This is a genomic window from Lawsonibacter sp. LCP25S3_E2 (assembly GCF_052117285.1).
Taxonomy (GTDB): Bacteria; Bacillota; Clostridia; order Oscillospirales; family Oscillospiraceae; genus Lawsonibacter.
Window position 1 is genome coordinate 57,791 of sequence record NZ_JBQKJL010000012.1, and the last position, 16,496, is coordinate 74,286.

At 57.7% G+C, this 16,496-nt stretch carries 18 protein-coding genes and 1 other annotated feature (1 of these 19 cut by a window edge); of the genes, 12 read left to right on the forward strand and 6 right to left on the reverse strand.

The annotated features are described in order from the left end of the window. Positions 1–24: 24 nt before the first annotated feature. The 5 genes from jag to rpmH all read right to left on the reverse strand — a co-directional run bounded on the left by jag (position 25) and on the right by rpmH (position 3,427). On the reverse strand, positions 25–1,011 hold the full coding sequence (gene jag / locus ACTQ3R_RS11255) for an RNA-binding cell elongation regulator Jag/EloR (protein WP_441779326.1): 987 nt from the start codon (positions 1,009–1,011) through the stop codon (positions 25–27). Then, positions 1,011–2,504, reverse strand: coding sequence for a YidC/Oxa1 family membrane protein insertase (locus ACTQ3R_RS11260; RefSeq protein ID WP_441779325.1), 1,494 nt, complete (start codon positions 2,502–2,504; stop codon positions 1,011–1,013). The genes jag and ACTQ3R_RS11260 overlap by 1 nt, the downstream gene beginning before the upstream one ends. A 37-nt stretch (positions 2,505–2,541) precedes the next feature. Next, positions 2,542–2,760 (reverse strand): membrane protein insertion efficiency factor YidD, encoded by a 219-nt coding sequence (gene yidD / locus ACTQ3R_RS11265; RefSeq protein ID WP_441779324.1) that lies wholly within the window; start codon positions 2,758–2,760, stop codon positions 2,542–2,544. Continuing rightward, positions 2,757–3,110, reverse strand: coding sequence for a ribonuclease P protein component (gene rnpA / locus ACTQ3R_RS11270; RefSeq protein WP_441779323.1), 354 nt, complete (start codon positions 3,108–3,110; stop codon positions 2,757–2,759). The genes yidD and rnpA overlap by 4 nt, the downstream gene beginning before the upstream one ends. 182 nt (positions 3,111–3,292) lie before the next feature. Then, positions 3,293–3,427 (reverse strand): 50S ribosomal protein L34, encoded by a 135-nt coding sequence (gene rpmH, locus ACTQ3R_RS11275; protein ID WP_040649988.1) that lies wholly within the window; start codon positions 3,425–3,427, stop codon positions 3,293–3,295. A gap of 479 nt (positions 3,428–3,906) precedes the next feature. Here rpmH and dnaA point away from each other — a divergent pair, with 479 nt between their 5' ends. From dnaA to rnhA, 10 genes are all read left to right on the forward strand, one after another. After that, a complete protein-coding gene (dnaA, locus tag ACTQ3R_RS11280) occupies positions 3,907–5,223 on the forward strand; it encodes a chromosomal replication initiator protein DnaA (RefSeq protein ID WP_441779322.1) in 1,317 nt (438 codons plus the stop codon). 263 nt (positions 5,224–5,486) lie between these two features. Further along, on the forward strand, positions 5,487–6,593 hold the full coding sequence (gene dnaN / locus ACTQ3R_RS11285) for a DNA polymerase III subunit beta (RefSeq protein WP_441779321.1): 1,107 nt from the start codon (positions 5,487–5,489) through the stop codon (positions 6,591–6,593). Between the two features lie 18 nt (positions 6,594–6,611). Beyond that, complete coding sequence (locus ACTQ3R_RS11290) at positions 6,612–6,827, forward strand: RNA-binding S4 domain-containing protein (RefSeq protein ID WP_441779320.1); 216 nt, start codon at positions 6,612–6,614, stop codon at positions 6,825–6,827. Further along, positions 6,824–7,927, forward strand: a complete 1,104-nt coding sequence (recF, locus tag ACTQ3R_RS11295; RefSeq protein WP_441779319.1) for a DNA replication/repair protein RecF — start codon at positions 6,824–6,826, stop codon at positions 7,925–7,927. Before ACTQ3R_RS11290 ends, recF begins: the two co-directional genes overlap by 4 nt. 11 nt (positions 7,928–7,938) lie before the next feature. Continuing rightward, the gene (gene remB, locus ACTQ3R_RS11300; protein ID WP_441779318.1) at positions 7,939–8,202 is read left to right on the forward strand and encodes an extracellular matrix regulator RemB; all 264 of its coding nucleotides are present in this window, start codon (positions 7,939–7,941) and stop codon (positions 8,200–8,202) included. Positions 8,203–8,305: 103 nt separating this feature from the next. Continuing rightward, the gene (gene gyrB / locus ACTQ3R_RS11305) at positions 8,306–10,252 is read left to right on the forward strand and encodes a DNA topoisomerase (ATP-hydrolyzing) subunit B (protein WP_441779317.1); all 1,947 of its coding nucleotides are present in this window, start codon (positions 8,306–8,308) and stop codon (positions 10,250–10,252) included. Positions 10,253–10,316: 64 nt separating this feature from the next. Then, entirely contained in the window at positions 10,317–12,848 is a 2,532-nt protein-coding gene (gene gyrA / locus ACTQ3R_RS11310; RefSeq protein ID WP_441779316.1) for a DNA gyrase subunit A, read from the forward strand. A gap of 9 nt (positions 12,849–12,857) precedes the next feature. Beyond that, a complete protein-coding gene (locus ACTQ3R_RS11315) occupies positions 12,858–13,058 on the forward strand; it encodes a hypothetical protein (RefSeq protein WP_441779315.1) in 201 nt (66 codons plus the stop codon). 49 nt (positions 13,059–13,107) lie between these two features. Continuing rightward, positions 13,108–13,509 (forward strand): SHOCT domain-containing protein, encoded by a 402-nt coding sequence (locus ACTQ3R_RS11320; RefSeq protein WP_441779314.1) that lies wholly within the window; start codon positions 13,108–13,110, stop codon positions 13,507–13,509. Further along, positions 13,506–13,943 carry a ribonuclease HI gene (gene rnhA / locus ACTQ3R_RS11325; RefSeq protein WP_441779313.1) on the forward strand — a complete coding sequence of 146 codons (438 nt, stop codon included), beginning with the start codon at positions 13,506–13,508 and terminating at the stop codon, positions 13,941–13,943. Before ACTQ3R_RS11320 ends, rnhA begins: the two co-directional genes overlap by 4 nt. 18 nt (positions 13,944–13,961) lie before the next feature. Here rnhA and ACTQ3R_RS11330 read toward each other — a convergent pair whose 3' ends face one another. Continuing rightward, positions 13,962–14,135 carry a hypothetical protein gene (locus ACTQ3R_RS11330; RefSeq protein ID WP_441779312.1) on the reverse strand — a complete coding sequence of 58 codons (174 nt, stop codon included), beginning with the start codon at positions 14,133–14,135 and terminating at the stop codon, positions 13,962–13,964. Positions 14,136–14,298: 163 nt separating this feature from the next. Here ACTQ3R_RS11330 and ACTQ3R_RS11335 point away from each other — a divergent pair, with 163 nt between their 5' ends. Then, on the forward strand, positions 14,299–15,108 hold the full coding sequence (locus tag ACTQ3R_RS11335; protein ID WP_441779311.1) for an AAA family ATPase: 810 nt from the start codon (positions 14,299–14,301) through the stop codon (positions 15,106–15,108). Positions 15,109–15,231: 123 nt separating this feature from the next. Further along, positions 15,232–16,431 carry a vWA domain-containing protein gene (locus ACTQ3R_RS11340; RefSeq protein WP_441779310.1) on the forward strand — a complete coding sequence of 400 codons (1,200 nt, stop codon included), beginning with the start codon at positions 15,232–15,234 and terminating at the stop codon, positions 16,429–16,431. Positions 16,432–16,476: 45 nt separating this feature from the next. After that, positions 16,477–16,496 (forward strand) — a binding site (T-box leader) (it continues 187 nt past the right edge of the window).

Consider the following 16,496-nt stretch of genomic DNA (forward strand, 5'->3'; position numbering starts at 1 on the left):
TCCTCCCGCCGCGTGATCTGCCATTTACTTCTGGCCGGGCGCATAGGCCACAACGGTGCGGCGGTTGGGCTCCACACCGGTGGAATAGGTGGTGACGTTGGGATAATCCTGAAGGGCGGTGTGGATCACATGGCGCTCGTAGGCGTTCATGGGTTCCAGGGTCATGTTCTTGCGGTACTTGACCACTTTCCCGGCCACCTTCACCGCCAGACGCTGGAGGGACTCCTCCCGCTTGGCCCGGTAGCCTTCGGCATCCACATGGATGCGCACCCGCTTGGAAAGCCCCCGGTTCACGGAGTAGCTGGTCAGCTGCTGGATGGCGTCCAGGGTCTCACCCCGGCGGCCGATGATAGCGCCCAGGTCCTTGCCCTGGAGGATGACCTTGTAGTTACCCTCGTCAGTGACAAAAATTTCAGGCTCAGCCTCCACATTCAGATGCTCCATCAAGCCGGTGAGGAAGGTGCGGATCTGAGCGGCCCGGACATCGTCCTCGGCGGCGGGGGTCACCTGCACCGGAGCGGCGGGAGCGGCCTTGGGCACATTGCCGATGATGACCTCATCCCCCTCCTGGAGATGGTTCTCACTCTTGCTGCGGCGGGGCTTCTCCCGGCGCTCTGCACGGGGACGGCTGCTCTTGGGGGGATTCATGCCGGGCTTGGCAGCCAGAATGGTCTCCTCCTCCACAGGGGCGGCGGAACTTTCCGCCTTCTCCTGGGGAGCGGACAGCAGCACCGTTTCCTCCACCACAGCCTTCTTCTCCACGGGAGCAGCGGTGGGAGCGGCCACGGGCTCCTGCTCCTCCAGAATCAGCTTCTTGGCACAGGGAACCCCATTTTCTTCCTCATAACTCACGCGAACCTTGGCCGGATTGCTGCCAAAACCCAAAAAGCCGGACTTTGCCCGCTCGATGACCTCGATGGACACGTCGTCTCGGTCCAACCCCAGCTGAAACAGGGCGGCGGAAATGGCATCCTCCTCGGAACGGCCAGTGGTTTCAATCCATTTCAACATCATTCGCCCTCCTTCTTCTCGTCCTCGTCCACTTCTACCTCGACCTGCTCCACTTCCACCTCAACGGTTTCCATCTCCACAGGCTGGGTATTCTCTTCCTCAGCAGGCGCGGGCTTGGTTTCTTCCGGCTGAACGGGCTGCTCTGCCACGGCGGTAACCTGTACGTCCTCCGTCTTGGGCTTGGGCTCTTCCTTCTTCTCTTCAGCCTTGTCCTTCTTTTTCTTCGTCTTGCCGGCGGCGGCAGCTTCCATCTGCGCCCGGATCAGATCGTTGGGGTCGGTATAGGGAGTCACTGCGCCAAACCGGTTGGGGATATAAGCGCGGCCGCGGGCATAGGCACGGATGCCCTCCCGGCTGTCCTCCTTGTTGACACCTTCCTGGTCGGGCTCACCCTTCTTCTGGCCGGGCTTCTTTTTGCCCCGGTTCTTCTTCTCTTCCTCCAGACGGCGGGCACGCTCCAGGCGGGCCTCCTCCTTGCGGCGCTTCTCCTCTTCTCTTTCCTCCTGCTCCCGCTTCTCTGCGGCAAGCCGGGCGGCCTCATAGTCCTTTTTCAGCATCTTGGCACACACGACTTCCTGACCCATGTTCACCACATACTGGGTGATCCAGTACACAGACAGGCCGGCGGGTACCGTAAAGCCGATCCACAAGGACATCAGAGGCATCATCCACATCATCATCTTGTTTGTGGATTCCATCTGCTTGTTCTGAGGCTGCTTGGTGTTCATCTGGTTGGTGGCCATGGACACCTTCATGGACAGGAAGGAAATGAGCGTGGACACCAGGGGCAGGATGAACAGGCCCACAGAAGCCAGGGTGATCCCACCGGCCCAGAAATTCCAGTTGGGGATTTTGGACAGGTCGAGACCCAGGAACTGGAAGTTCAGCACAAACAGGCCGTCTCCGGCCCCGGCAAACTGGGCGTTCAGAGCAGCCTTCAGGCTCTCGATGTTGCTGGAATTGATCAGGGAAACCAGATACATCTGGTTATAGGCGCCGTTTTCAAAGATATGGGCAGCTCCTCCGCTGGCGACTTTTTCCACCAGCTTGTCCATGGCAGCCTGACTCATCCAGCCGTTGGCCACAGCCACAGTCTGCCAGTCCAGCTGATCAGCCAGGAGCTGAATCTGCTCCATAGACAGGTTCATAAAATAGGTCAGCGGCTCACGGATGATGCCGTACAGGGCGATCAGGACCACCATGGGGATGAGGGACCAGAGACAGCCGCCCATGGGGTTGACCTTCTCCCGCTCATAGAGCTTCTGGACCTCCAGATTATAGCGCTCCCGGTCCTTGCCGTACTGCTTTTGCAGCTGCTGCATCTTTCCGGAGAGCATGGTGGTCTGAATCATGCTCTTCTTGGTTTTGAGGGACACAGGGAACAAAATGAGCTTAATGACAATAGCAAACAGGATCAGGGCCAGGCCGTAGTTGTCAAAGAGATTGTAGAAAAACAGCAGCAGCCAGGCAAAGGGTGCTAAAATAATACCCACAACATTACCTCCGCAATTTGATCAGTTGGGGCAGTTCCTATGGAACCGGATCATATTCCACGGTTTTCTGCCGGTGAAATGGGTGGCAGCGCAAAATTCTGCGCACAGCCAACCAGCCCCCCTTTGCCGCGCCGTATTTTTCCACCGCCTCCAGGGCATAGGCCGAGCAGGTGGGAATAAACCGGCAGCACGGGGGGCGCGCAGGGGAGATATAACGCTGATAAAACCGAATGAGCGCCAACAAAAGCCTCTTCATCCCTTTCCCTCCTCCGGAAGGGTCAGGCCCAGCTTTTTCATCAGCTGAAGAAAGCTGCGCTCCAGCTCACTGTAGCGGGCAAAAATAGCCCTGGTCCGGGCGACTACTACAATGTCATAGCCGGGGGTGAATTTGCTCTCATTGGTGCGGTACAGCTCCCGGATGCGGCGGCGGACAAAATTACGCTTGACGGCGTGGCCCAGCTTTACCCCTGTGGTAATGCCCAGGCGGCTCTCCAAGCGTCCGGTTTTGCGGCAGTAGATGGCAAAGTAAGGAGAAACCGCGCTTTTTCCCTTGTGATAGAGCCGGCGGAATTCATGATTTTGTTTCAGCGAAACGGTATGTTTCATGCCTTTCCTCCTGGGGATCTTCCCGTGGTTACTCGAAAAAAGCTGCGTATGCACAGATAGGGCGGGGGAATATCTCCCACGCCCCTTTTGCGCCATCTATGTGAATTGTGTCCTCTTACCGCGTCTCATCCGAGATCGGTCTTGCCTGTCTCACAGGAACCGGGCGAAAAACGCCCAGACCATTAGTGAGTCAGACGGGCGCGGCCCTTGGCGCGGCGGCGAGCCAGCACCTTGCGGCCGTTGCGGGTGGCCATACGCTTGCGGAAGCCGTGCTCCTTGGAACGCTGGCGCTTCTTGGGCTGATAGGTACGAAGCATGGGGGACACCTCCTCATTTGATTTCAAGCCGGCTCTCCCGGCCCAACAACAGCCCAGATGGGCTGCGGTCTGCTGTATCAGGGCTCTGTTTCAAAAGCCCGCTCTTTCTGAAAAAGGGCAGAATCGGCCCTCCCTCAAAAGATACGTCCATCATTATAGCGGATAAAACCGCCCCGTGTCAACTAGATTTTTTTTGATTTTCCAGTGTTTTTTTCTTTTTTTGGAATAGTTCCCTATATCTTGTAGCGCTCCTTTTCCCTCTCCACAATTTCTGCCAAAAAAAGACCATACATTATAAATAAAAAATGCGGGAAATCCTTGCGGTGAAGCCCTGTTTTTGGTATAATAATGGATGTGGATTTTTCTGTTTTTTTTGATTATCTGCCGCCTTCTCCGGTGCGCCGGGGGAGGCGCTTTGAAAGTTTATGCACCCTGCCGCCCCCTCCATGGGCTCAGGGTCCTATGAAGGAGGTCAATCCATGAACCCCACTGTGGAAGTGTGGGATAAGGTAGTCTCCCTGATGCGAAATGAGATGACCGAAACCACCATCAACACCTGGTTTGACGACACTGTCGCCGTCTCTTTGGACGAAACCAGCTTTACCATCTACTCCCCCACCCGCTTTAAGCGGGATATCATCGCCGCCCGCTATCTGCCCGCCATTCAAAAGGCGCTCCATGAGCTGTTTTCCGCAGATTTTGAGGTCATCGTGCTGACTGAGGGAGAATTGGATGCGGCCAAGGAGACCCCAAAGCAAAGTGATTTTCTCCCAGGTACGGAGGAATATACCTTTGACCGCTTTGTAGTGGGCTCCTCCAACAAATTTGCCCATGCCGCCGCACGGGCCGTGGCCGACAACCCAGGGCAGAGCTATAACCCCCTGTTTATCTACGGGGAGTCCGGCCTGGGCAAGACCCACCTTCTCTATGCCATTGCCCACACGGTCCATGAGCGCCGTCCCGACTATAAAGTCGTTTACATTAAGGGCGATACCTTCACCAACGAGCTCATCCACGCCATCCGGGAGGGCCGCAACCAGGAGTTCCGGGAGAAGTACCGGGGTGCGGATATCTTCCTCATGGACGACGTACAGTTTATCGCCGGCCGCGACTCCACCCAGGAGGAGATGTTCCATACCTTCAACACCCTGTATGAGCTGAAAAAGCAGATCGTCTTTACCTCCGACCGTCCCCCAAAAGAGATGCTCCGTCTGGAGGACCGTCTGAAAACCCGGTTTGAGTGGGGTCTGCTGGCGGACATCCAGCGCCCGGACTATGAAACCCGTATGGCCATCATCAAAAACAAGGCCATCCGCATGGGCATGGAGCTGCCCGACTTTCTCATTCAGCTCATTGCAGAAAACATCACCGCCAACGTCCGGCAGCTGGAGGGCACCGTCAACAAGATCATGGCCTATCAGGACCTGATCGGCGACTCTCTGGACAAAAACACCGTCATCCGGGCGGTGAAGGATATCTTCAAAGAGAAATCCGACATCCTCCCCACCGCCGACGTAATCATTGACGAGGTGTGCAAGTTCTATAACATCGAGCCCGCCACCCTCCGGGGCCAGGGCCGCTCCAAGGATATCTCCCTGGCCCGGCAGATTGCCATGTACCTCATCCGCCAGATGGTGGGCACCTCCCTCAAGGACATCGGCAAGGAGTTTGACAACCGGGACCACAGTACCGTCCTCAACTCCCTGTCCCGCATCGAGAGCCTGGTGAAAACCGACCCGGAGAAGGCGGAGATCATCAAGGACATCACCACCAACATCAATAACCGGTACGAATAACGTAAGGAGCACCCCATCCGGTTTTCCACAGCATTCCACAGAAAAATGTGGAATGTTCAGGTAGAAATGTGGAAAATTTTCCTGTTTCCACATTCCGCCTATTTTGGCTCTGAATTTCCCACATGGCCTGTGGAGCCGCTTTCCTTACTCTCCCAACGGATTGGGGCATCTTTCCACCTTTTTTTCCCCTACGGACTACTGTTACGAACTTATATCCTCTCCTCCCCTAAGAGGGGGAGAGAAAGAGATTGGAGGAATTCACCATGAAATTTTCCTGCGAAAAGGCTTTGCTGTCCGGCGCGGTAGCAGTGACCTCCAGAGCGGTGGCAGCTAAAAGCTCCATCCCCGCTATGGAGGGCATCCTCATCGAAGCCGGAGAGAGCCTTCGCCTCACCGGCTATAACCTGGAAACGGGCATCCAGGCCACCGTCCCCGCTGAGATCAAAGAGAAGGGCTCCCTGGTCCTGTCCGCCCGGCTGTTTGGAGAGATCGTGCGCAAGATGCCCGACGATATGGTGATTTTCTCCACCCAGGGATATACCGTCAATATTAAATGCGGTATGTCGGAATTCAATATTCTGGGTACCGACCCGGAGGAATTCCCTGAGCTGCCCACCGTGGACCAGCAGAATACTCTTACCCTCCCCCAGCCCACCCTGCGCTCCATGATCGCCCAGACCCTCTTTGCCGTCAGCGACAACGAAAGCCGCCCCATCCATACCGGTTCTCTCTTTGAGGTAGAGGGCCAGATGCTGACGGTGGTGTCGGTGGACGGGTACCGCCTGGCCCTGCGCAAGGAGAGCGTGATGGAAAAAAAGGGAGCGGAAGGTTTTTCCTTTGTGGTGCCCGGCTCCGCCCTGGGCGAGGTAGAGAAGATCTGCGCCGGAGAGGAAGCGGTCACCATTACCCAGGGGGCCCGGCACATTATGTTCCAGACTGGGGACACGGTGCTGGTCTGCCGCCGGCTGGAGGGAGAGTTCCTGCCCTACCGCAACGCCATTCCCCGGAACAATACCATTCACATTGAGGTAGAGGCCCGGTCTCTGCTGGCATCCATTGAGCGTGTCTCTCTGATCATCAGTGAAAAACTGAAGTCCCCCCTGCGCTGCGTCTTTGGTGACGGGGTGGTATCCATTACCACCAAAACTGCCATCGGTGATGCCGCTGACCAGTGCATGGTTTCCGGGGACGGGCAGGGACTGGAAATCGGCTTTAACAACAAATATCTCATGGATGCCTTGAAGGCTGCCCCCGCCGACAAGCTGCGCATGGAGTTTACCTCCGGCGTGGCCCCCTGTGTCATCTTGCCCGCCGAGGGAGAGGAGAACTTCATCTACATGGTGCTCCCGGTGCGGCTAAAGGCCAACTGAATTTAAGGGAGGCTTTTTATGGAATCCCATAACATCAAAATCAAAACCGAATTTATCAAGCTCCAGGATCTGCTGAAATTTGCCGGTGCCGTGGAGACGGGCGGGGACGCTAAATTGATCATCCAGGAGGGCCGGGTGACCGTCAACGGCGAAACCTGCACCATGCGGGGCAAGAAGCTGCGCCCCGGTGACCGGGCGGCCATTGACGGCGAGCTGGAATTGGTGGTCCAATGATCGTAAGGGAGCTGGAGCTGGATTTTTTCCGCAACTACGCCCACCTGCAGGCCCGGTTTGACCCAAAGGTAAATCTCATTTATGGAGACAATGCCCAGGGAAAGACCAATCTTCTGGAGGCGGTGGCCTATCTGTCCGCCGCCCGGTCCCACCGGGCCCGGTATGACCGGGAGATGATCATGCTGAACGTGGACTCCGCCTTTCTCCGGGGAGAGATCGAGAGCCGGGACCGGGACTTCACTTTGGAAGCAAAGCTTTTCCGGGGCCGGGGAAGGCAGCTCTATTCCAACGGGGTGCGTTTGAAAACCGCCGGGGAGCTGGCGGGCATCCTGACCACCGTCCTCTTCTGTCCCGAGGACCTGTCCCTCATCCGGGCGGGGGCGGCGGAACGGCGGAAATTCCTGGACAGCGCCATCTGTCAGCTGCGCCCCCGGTACGCCCAGGCGTTGGGGGAATATAACCGCCTCTATGAGCACAAAACCCGGATTTTGCGGGACTGGCCGGAAAATCCATCCCTGCTTCATACCCTGGATGACTTTAACTTGCGCATGGCCCAGACCGGAGCCATTGTGATCCACTACCGGGCCCACTTCATCAAACGCCTGCGGGAACACACCCCCGCCATCCACGGAGATTTTTCCGGGGGACGGGAGCAGATGGAGCTGCGGTATGAGACCGTATCCTCCGTCCAGGACCCCCTGGCATCCCCACGGGAAATTCTTCCCCAGCTGCTGGACCACCAGGAGCGCCACCGCCAGGCAGAGCTGGACAGCCGTCAGTGCCTGTCCGGCCCCCACAAGGACGACCTCACCGTCTATCTGGATGGGCAGAGCGCCAAGACCTACGCATCCCAGGGCCAGGTACGCACCGCTGCCCTGTCATTAAAGCTGGCCCAGCGGGAAATTTTCCAGGCGGATACGGGCGAGTGGCCGGTGCTGCTGCTGGACGATGTGCTCTCGGAGCTGGATGGAAAGCGGCAGTCCTTTGTGCTCAATCACATCAAGGGCGGGCAGGTGTTTATCACCTGCTGTGAGGAGGAAAAGCTGGAGGGCCTGGAACAGGGAAAGAGCTTCCATATCCAGGGCGGAAAGCTGATTTAGAAGGAGAAACCATGTATCTTCATCTGGGACAATCGGTTATGATTCCCTATGGGGAAATTCTGGCTGTCTTTGATCTGGACAACGCCAGCTGGGCTTATAAGACCCGTGAGTTTTTGGAACGGGCGGAGCAGGAAGGCCGGGCCGTCTGGCTGACGGATGACCTGCCCCGATCCTTTGTACTCACAGAAGCCAGAGGAGGAGAGCCTATGGTCTATATCTCTCCCCTGTCCGCCGCCATTTTGAAAAAACGGCTGGAAAGTGATTCTGTAGAGTAATATTATGCGAGTATACGACGGAGAGTTGAGAAAGGAGAGGTGAGAAACCCTTCTCCCCCCTCCCTTCTCAATTCTTCCAAAAGGCTGAAACCGGAGGTAAACTATGTCTGAAGAACGCAGCGAATTGAATACCACACAGACCGACCATGAGTATGGCGGGTCAGAGATTCAGGTCCTGGAGGGGCTGGAGGCAGTCCGGAAGCGTCCGGGTATGTACATCGGTTCCACCTCAGAATCCGGCCTGCACCACCTGGTCTATGAGATCGTGGACAACTCCATTGACGAGGCTCTGGCTGGATACTGTAAGGATATTACCGTGACCATCAATCCGGGCAACACCATCACCGTTACCGACAACGGCCGCGGTATCCCCGTGGACATTCAGCCTCAGACCGGACGGCCCGCCCTGGAAGTGGTCTTTACCATCCTCCATGCCGGCGGCAAGTTCGGCGGCGGCGGGTATAAGGTCTCCGGCGGCCTGCACGGCGTGGGCGCCAGCGTGGTCAACGCCCTGTCTGAATGGCTGGAGGTGCAGGTGCACAAAAACGGCCAGATCTATGAGATGAAGTTTGCACGGGGTAAGATTACCCAGGAAATGACCATCGTAGGCAAGACCGACCACAGCGGCACCACCGTCACCTTCAAGCCCGACCCCGAGATGTTCGATACGGTGGAGTATAACTACGAGACCCTCCACACCCGCATGCGGGAAGAGGCCTTCCTCAACGCGGGCCTTCGCATCCAGACCGTGGACCTGCGCCCCGGCCGGGAGCAGGAGGACGACATGTGCTATGAGGGCGGCATCCGGGAGTTTGTCACCTTCCTCAACAAGAACAAGGACCCCATTCACTCTGACGTGATTTATATGTCCGGGGCAAAGGAAGATTCCATGGCCGAGGTAGCCATGCAGTACAACGACAGCTACAACGAGATCATGGTCTCCTTTGCCAACAACGTGCACACCCCCGAGGGCGGCATGCATGAGGAAGGCTTCCGCCGGGCGCTGACCAACACCCTCAACGCCTACGGCCGGAAGATTAAGCTGCTGAAGGATGACGAGAAGGTCTCCGGCGAGGACTGCCGGGAGGGCCTTACCGTGGTCATCTCGGTGAAGCTCACCGAGGCCCAGTTTGAGGGCCAGACCAAGGCGAAGCTGGGCAACAGCGAGATCCGCACCCTGGTCAATTCCATTGTCAGTGAGAAGCTAGAGACCTACCTGGAGGAGAACCCCGCCGTGGGCCGGGCCATTCTGGACAAGGCCCTCACCGCCAACCGGGCTCGGGAGGCGGCGAGAAAGGCCAGGGAGTCCATCCGGAGAAAGACCGCTCTGGGGGGCGCCGCCATGCCGGACAAGCTCCGGGACTGCAACGAGGCCAACCCCGAGCTCACCGAGCTCTACATCGTCGAGGGCGACTCCGCCGGCGGCTCCGCCACCCAGGGCCGTGACTCCCGGTTCCAGGCCATCCTCCCCCTGTGGGGCAAGATGCTCAACGTGGAGAAGGCACGGGCGGACAAGGTGTATGGCAACGATAAGCTGACCCCCGTCATTACCGCCCTGGGCGCGGGCATCGGGGACGACTTTGACCTCAATAAGCTTCGCTATCACAAGGTCATCATCATGGCCGATGCCGACGTAGACGGCGCCCACATCCGCACCCTGCTTTTGACCTTCTTCTTCCGCTTTATGCGCCCGCTCATTGAGCATGGGTATGTCTATTCCGCCGTTCCGCCCCTCTACAAGCTGACCCGCGGCAAGACTACACGGGTGGCTTTCTCCGATGAGGAGCGCGACCAGATCTCCGCAGAGATGCGCGGGGGCAATCCCAATGTGAAAATTGATATCAGCCGCTTTAAGGGTCTGGGCGAGATGAACCCCCATGAGCTTTGGGAGACCACCATGGACCCGGAGAAGCGCACCCTGCGGCGCATCGAGCTGGACGACGCCGTGGCCGCGGATGCCACCTTCAATATCCTCATGGGCGAGAAGGTGGAGCCCCGGAAGGAATTTATTGAAAAGAACGCCAAGTACGTGGTGAACCTTGACTACTGATGTGTAAGCGGAGGGATGGTTCCAATCTTTCGCTTTTATGTGTAACATGGAGGAAGCTTAAAGCATGAGCAAAAAACCGCAGTATGATCCTGAGGAGATCCGTTACCCGAACCAACATATCGTCACCTCCCCCCTGGTTCCGGAGATGGAGAAATCCTATATTGAATACGCCATGTCCGTCATTGTGGGCCGGGCCCTGCCCGACGTGCGGGATGGACTCAAGCCCGTCCACCGCCGTATCCTCTACGCCATGTATGAGGATAATCTGACGGCGGACAAACCCTTCAAAAAGTCCGCCACCTGCGTGGGCGACGTGCTGGGCCGGTACCACCCCCACGGAGATCAGAGCGTCTATGACGCCCTGGTCCGTCTGGCCCAGGACTTTTCCATGCGCTATGTGCTGGTGGACGGCCACGGCAACTTCGGTTCCATCGACGGCGACCCCCCGGCCGCTTACCGTTATACCGAGGCCCGCATGTCCAAGCTCTCCGACGAGATGCTCCGGGACATTGAAAAGGACACCGTGGACTGGGATCCCAACTTTGACGAGACCCGGAAGGAGCCCAAGGTGCTCCCCTCCCGGTTCCCCAACCTGCTGGTGAATGGATCTTCCGGCATCGCCGTGGGCATGGCCACCAACATCCCCCCTCACAACCTCACCGAGGTCATCAACGCCACCATCCAGGTCATCGACGACCCCGAGTCCTCCCTGGCGGACCTCATGGAGCATCTCCACGGCCCCGACTTCCCCACACGGGGCATCATCATGGGCCGCAGCGGCATCCGGGCCGCCTATGCCACCGGCCGGGGCCGGATCACCGTCCGGGCCCGCCACGAGTTTGAGGAGTTCGGCAAGGACCGCACCCGCATTGTCATCACCGAGATCCCCTATCAGGTCAACAAGCGCATGCTCATCAAGAACATGGCCGACCAGGTGGAGGACAAGCGCCTGGAGGGCATCTCCGACATCCGGGACGAGACCGACCGCAACGGCATGCGCATTGTCATTGAGCTTAAGCGGGATGCCAATCCCCAGGTGGTTTTGAACCGCCTCTTTGCCCAGACCCAGCTCCAGACCACCTTTGCCATCAACATGCTGGCCCTGGTGGAGGTCAATGGCAAGCTTCAGCCCAAGATTCTCTCCCTGCGTCACATTCTGGACGAGTACATTGCCTATCAGGAGCAGGTCATCATCCGCCGCACCCAGTTCGATCTGAAAAAGGCCCAGGAGCGTGCCCACCTGCTGGAAGGCCTGCTGGTGGCTCAGGACAACATTGACGAGGTCATCCACATCATCCGCACCAGCTACGACAACGCCAAGGAAAACCTGATGACCCGCTTTGACCTGGACGAGGTTCAGGCCCAGGCCATTCTGGACATGCGCCTGAAGGCCCTTCAGGGTCTGGACCGGGAGAAGCTGGAGAAGGAGTACCAGGAGCTGGAGGAGCGCATTGCTTACTTTAATCAGCTCCTGTCCAGTGAGGAGATGCTCCGGGGTGTGCTCAAAGAAGAGCTCATTGCCATCCGGGACAAGTACGGGGACCAGCGCTACACCGAAATCCAGGATGTGGAGGATGAGATCGACATTGAAGACCTCATTGAGGAGGAGCAGTGCGTCTTTACCCTCACCCAGGCGGGCTATATCAAGCGCACCCCGGTAAGTGAGTATACGGCCCAGAGTAAGGGCGGCATGGGTAAGAAGGGCATCACCACACGGGAAGAGGACTATGTGGTGGATGTGTTCACCGCCTCCACCCACGACTATATCCTCTTCTTCACTGACACCGGAAAGGTGTACCGGAAGAAGGGCTATCAGATCCCCGAGAGCGGAAAGACCGCCAAGGGCACCAACATCATCAACATCATCCAGGTGGAACAGGGTGAGAAGGTCCAGGCCATGCTCCATTTCCGAGAGGTCGGGGATAAGGAACTCTACCTCACCATGGTCACCCGGATGGGCACCGTGAAGCGCCTGCCGGTGGAGGCGCTGAAGAACCTGCGCAACAACGGCATCCGGGCCCTGACCCTGGAGGAAGGGGACGAGCTGGTGGCCGTGCGGGAGACCGATGGCACCAAGAAGATCCTCATTGCCACCCATGACGGTATGGCCGTGTGCTTTGATGAGAACGATGTGCGGCCCATGGGCCGTACCGCTGTAGGCGTGCGGGGCATCCGCCTGCGGGAGGGCGACTATGTGGTAGGTGCCGCCCGGATGACCGCCGGCAGAACGGTGCTGACCATCACAGAGAAGGGCTATGGCAAGCGTACCGCCGTGGAGGAGTACCGGATCACCAACCGGGGCGGCCTGGGCATCAAGAACTACGCCGTCACCGAGAAGACCGGCAAGATCGTGGGCATCAAGGTGGTTACCGGTGAGGAGGACCTGCTTCTGGTCACCCAGGCGGGCATCCTCATCCGTACCCATGTGGATACCATCCGAGAGGCGGGCCGCGCCACCCAGGGCGTCATCGTCATGCGCTTTAAGGAGGAGGGCGATCAGGTGATCTCCCTGGCCCTGGCTGAGCGGGAAGAGACCGTCGAGGTCACCCAGCCTGAGACGGAGGAGGAGCCCACAGTGCCCGAGGGCGATCAGTAAGGAGAACCAATGGGAGGTACGGTCATTTCTGTTCTGGGAGGTGTCCTCCCATTCAAGGCAAATTTCATTTTCTTTGTCCTTGTTGCAGTTGTTGGCTACGGCATCTATCTTCCCTACCAGGAGAAAAGAAAATATGGGCCGGGCCGGAACAAAAATAAGAAACAGAGTGCCTTAAAAACAAAGGTTGAGCAGCTCAGAAAGCGATTTTGAAGGGAATGTAAGCCCTGTTGATTGTTTTCTGGAACAGGAGGTTTGTTCTGTGAGAAAACGGCGGGTAACCTATCGCCCAAGCAAAGCCCAAGGGGCTTTTGGTATGGTGTGGGGCGGCGTGTTTATTTTGATCGGCCTGTTTGTGGTCATTCCTACCTTTGGCCCCTTTGGAATTTTGTGGACCCTGGCCGCCATCGGCATCACCGCCATGAACGGCTACCAGGCCTTTGGAACAAAATACACAGGTCCGGAGATCACCATTGAGGAGGACAACACCCAGATGCCCCAAGAGCATCCCTCCTCCCCTGCCCCCCAGACCCATGACCACATCCCCTCCACCGCCCTGGATGCGAAGCAGCGGCTGGAGCAGCTGGAGAGTTTGAAGCAGGCGGGGCTGATTACCCAAAGCGAATATGACCAGAAACGCCGGGAGATTTTGGAGAAACTATGAAACAAGTGACCATCTACACCGACGGAGCCTGTTCGGGCAACCCCGGCCCAGGGGGCTGGGGGGCTATTTTGATGTACGGTTCCCATAAGAAAGAGCTGTCCGGAGGCGAGGCCCAGACCACCAACAACCGCATGGAGCTCACCGGGGTCATCACCGCTCTGGAGGCGTTGAAGGAGCCCTGTACGGTGGAGCTCTACTCCGACAGCAAGTATGTCATCGACGGCCTGGGAAAGGGCTGGGCCAAGGGCTGGCGGGCACGGGGCTGGATAAAGTCGGACAAAAAGCCCGCCCTCAACCCCGATTTGTGGGGCAGGCTTCTGGACCTGTGCGACTACCACACCGTCCACCTCCACTGGGTCAAGGGCCACGCGGAGAATCCTTACAATAACCGCTGCGATGAGCTTGCGGTAGCAGAGAGCCAGAAGTATAAATAACCAAAGAGGAGGGGCACGTCAGTGCCCCTCCTCTTTGGTTTCCTTTTTTCTTCCGTGGCAGATCTCCCGGTTTCCGCAGGTGGCGCAGCCGTGTCCGCAGCCCCGCTTTTTCCCGTAATCGTTGTACAATAAAATTGCTATGGGAATGCCGATCACCGCCACAGCAAACAAAGCAACGGCAAATTCAGACACAAAATCACCTCAGCTGATAAAAAATGTGGAAAACTTTTTGAATTATCCCCTATTGTAACCGCTGGCATCGGGAAAAAGCAAGACAAACCCTTGAATTTTCCACAAAAACACGATACAATGCGGAACATGAAAACGAAGGCCCCTGGGCCGGGAAGGATTGGGTATGGAAGAATTTCGCGGAAGTCAGAATTACGTGGCCTCGGAGGAGCTGCTCCGGGCGGCCAACATCGCCATGGTGCTCCAAAAGCCCCTTTTGATCAAGGGCGAGCCGGGCACTGGCAAGACCATGCTGGCCGAGGCCATCTCCCAGGCACTGGGGAAAAAACTCATCATCTGGAACATCAAGTCCACCACCAAGGCCCAGGACGGCCTGTATGTCTACGACGTGGTCCAGCGCCTCTATGACAGCCAGTTCGGCGGCCAGGGGGTGGACGACATTGAGAAGTATGTGAAGCTGGGCAAGCTGGGCGAGGCCTTTACCAGTGACGAGCAGGTCATTTTGCTCATCGATGAGATCGACAAGGCCGATTTGGAGTTCCCCAACGACCTTCTCTGGGAGCTGGACCGGATGGAGTTCCACATCCCCGAGACGGGCCGCACGGTGAAGGCCAACCACCGCCCGGTGGTGATCATCACCTCCAACGCGGAAAAGGAGCTGCCCGATGCGTTTCTGCGTCGGTGCGTGTTCCACTATATCGAGTTCCCGGACAAGAATCTGATGGCAGACATCGTGCGGGTGCACTTCCCGGATCTGAACGAGAAGCTGCTCACCCAGGTGCTGGAGGCCTTCTACCGCATCCGCAGCCTGCCCCAGATCAAAAAGAAGCCCTCCACCAGTGAGATCATCGACTGGATCCAGGCCCTCCAGCATGGGGGCGTGGCAGTGGACCGGATCGTGAAGGAGGTCCCCTACCTGGGGGTGCTGCTGAAGAAAAATGAGGACATCGACACCCTGCGCCGCAACTGGAGATAAGGTGCTTTTTCTTTGAAGAAAAAGTACCCAAAAAGAACTTCCACGGCTTCGATCGGGCCCTTTGGAAATACCGGCCTCGAGTCGACTATTGTCAGGAAAGCTGTGGAGAGGAAAGGAAGCATCATGTTTGAGGATTTTCTCTATCTGCTCCGGCGAAACGGGTTAAAGGTCTCTCTCACCGAGTGGATGGCCCTGATGGAGGCCCTCCACAAGGGCCTTCATGGGGCCAGCTTTACGGGGTTTTACCACCTGTGCCGGTGCCTTTTAGTGAAAAGTGAGGCGGACTTCGACGCCTTTGACCGCACCTTCCTGGAGTATTTTAAGGACGTCCCCTTCCAGCAGGAGGTCTCTCAGGAGCTGCTGGACTGGCTCAACAAGCCGGATGTGCTCTCCGACTACGCCACCTGGGACGAGGAGCAAGCCCTTCGCAATCTGGGTTTCTCCGAGGAGGAGATCGAGCAGATGCTCCGGGAGCGCATGGCCGAGCAGACCGAGGAGCACAACGGCGGCAGCTACTGGGTGGGTACCCACGGCATGTCCATGTTCGGCAACAGCGGCAACTCCCCCAAGGGCATCCGGGTGGGGGGCGAGAGCATGCACCACCGGGCCTTCCGGGTGGCGGGGGAGCGGAAGTTCCGGGATTTCCGCCGGGACAACACCCTGGACACCCGGCAGTTTCAGGTGGCCCTGCGCAAACTGCGGCAGTTTTCCGGTCTGGTGGACCTCCCCCCTACTGAGTTTGATGTGGACAACACCATCAAGGATACCGCCGACAATGGCGGCGTGCTGAAGGTGCGCTACAAGCGCCCTCGGGAAAATACCGTCAAAGTGCTGCTGATGATGGATTCCGGCGGCTCCATGGACTACTATAGCAACCTGTGCTCTGCCCTCTTTCAGGCGGTGAGCAAATCCGGGCACTTTAAGGATTTGAAGGTCTACTACTTTCACAACTGTCCCTACGCCCGCCTCTACCACGACCCCATGCTCATGTCCAAAAACAGCGTGACTACCGACTGGGTGCTCTCCAACATCCCCAGCGACTATAAGCTCATTTTGGTGGGGGACGCCCAGATGGCCCCCTATGAGCTCATGGGCGGCTACTATGGCCGGTGGGACCGGGAGGACGGCCCCAAGTGCGGCATGGACTGGCTGCGGCTTTTGAAGGGCCGTTTCAAGCACAGCATCTGGCTCAACCCCAGCCGCCGCCCCCAGTGGGGGGCTTATTGGTCCGAGACCTATGATGTCATTGCCAGGGAATTTCCCATGTTCCCCCTGACAGTGGAGGGTCTGGAAGAGGGCATGAAGAAGCTTTTGTCCCGATAGTGGAAAAATCCCTTGACATTGGGGCAAAACTATCATAAAATGCTTACCAAAGCGACGACAGGAAA

What these genes read in the sequence shown, in the direction of transcription:
- jag (WP_441779326.1), bottom strand. Translation starts at nt 1,011, where the DNA reads ATGTTGAAATGGATTGAAACCACTGGCCGTTCCGAGGAGGATGCCATT.
- yidD (WP_441779324.1), bottom strand. Translation starts at nt 2,760, where the DNA reads ATGAAGAGGCTTTTGTTGGCGCTCATTCGGTTTTATCAGCGTTATATC.
- rnpA (WP_441779323.1), bottom strand. Translation starts at nt 3,110, where the DNA reads ATGAAACATACCGTTTCGCTGAAACAAAATCATGAATTCCGCCGGCTC.
- rpmH (WP_040649988.1), bottom strand. Translation starts at nt 3,427, where the DNA reads ATGCTTCGTACCTATCAGCCCAAGAAGCGCCAGCGTTCCAAGGAGCAC.
- dnaA (WP_441779322.1), top strand. Translation starts at nt 3,907, where the DNA reads ATGAACCCCACTGTGGAAGTGTGGGATAAGGTAGTCTCCCTGATGCGA.
- dnaN (WP_441779321.1), top strand. Translation starts at nt 5,487, where the DNA reads ATGAAATTTTCCTGCGAAAAGGCTTTGCTGTCCGGCGCGGTAGCAGTG.
- ACTQ3R_RS11290 (WP_441779320.1), top strand. Translation starts at nt 6,612, where the DNA reads ATGGAATCCCATAACATCAAAATCAAAACCGAATTTATCAAGCTCCAG.
- recF (WP_441779319.1), top strand. Translation starts at nt 6,824, where the DNA reads ATGATCGTAAGGGAGCTGGAGCTGGATTTTTTCCGCAACTACGCCCAC.
- remB (WP_441779318.1), top strand. Translation starts at nt 7,939, where the DNA reads ATGTATCTTCATCTGGGACAATCGGTTATGATTCCCTATGGGGAAATT.
- gyrB (WP_441779317.1), top strand. Translation starts at nt 8,306, where the DNA reads ATGTCTGAAGAACGCAGCGAATTGAATACCACACAGACCGACCATGAG.
- gyrA (WP_441779316.1), top strand. Translation starts at nt 10,317, where the DNA reads ATGAGCAAAAAACCGCAGTATGATCCTGAGGAGATCCGTTACCCGAAC.
- ACTQ3R_RS11315 (WP_441779315.1), top strand. Translation starts at nt 12,858, where the DNA reads ATGGGAGGTACGGTCATTTCTGTTCTGGGAGGTGTCCTCCCATTCAAG.
- rnhA (WP_441779313.1), top strand. Translation starts at nt 13,506, where the DNA reads ATGAAACAAGTGACCATCTACACCGACGGAGCCTGTTCGGGCAACCCC.
- ACTQ3R_RS11335 (WP_441779311.1), top strand. Translation starts at nt 14,299, where the DNA reads ATGGAAGAATTTCGCGGAAGTCAGAATTACGTGGCCTCGGAGGAGCTG.
- ACTQ3R_RS11340 (WP_441779310.1), top strand. Translation starts at nt 15,232, where the DNA reads ATGTTTGAGGATTTTCTCTATCTGCTCCGGCGAAACGGGTTAAAGGTC.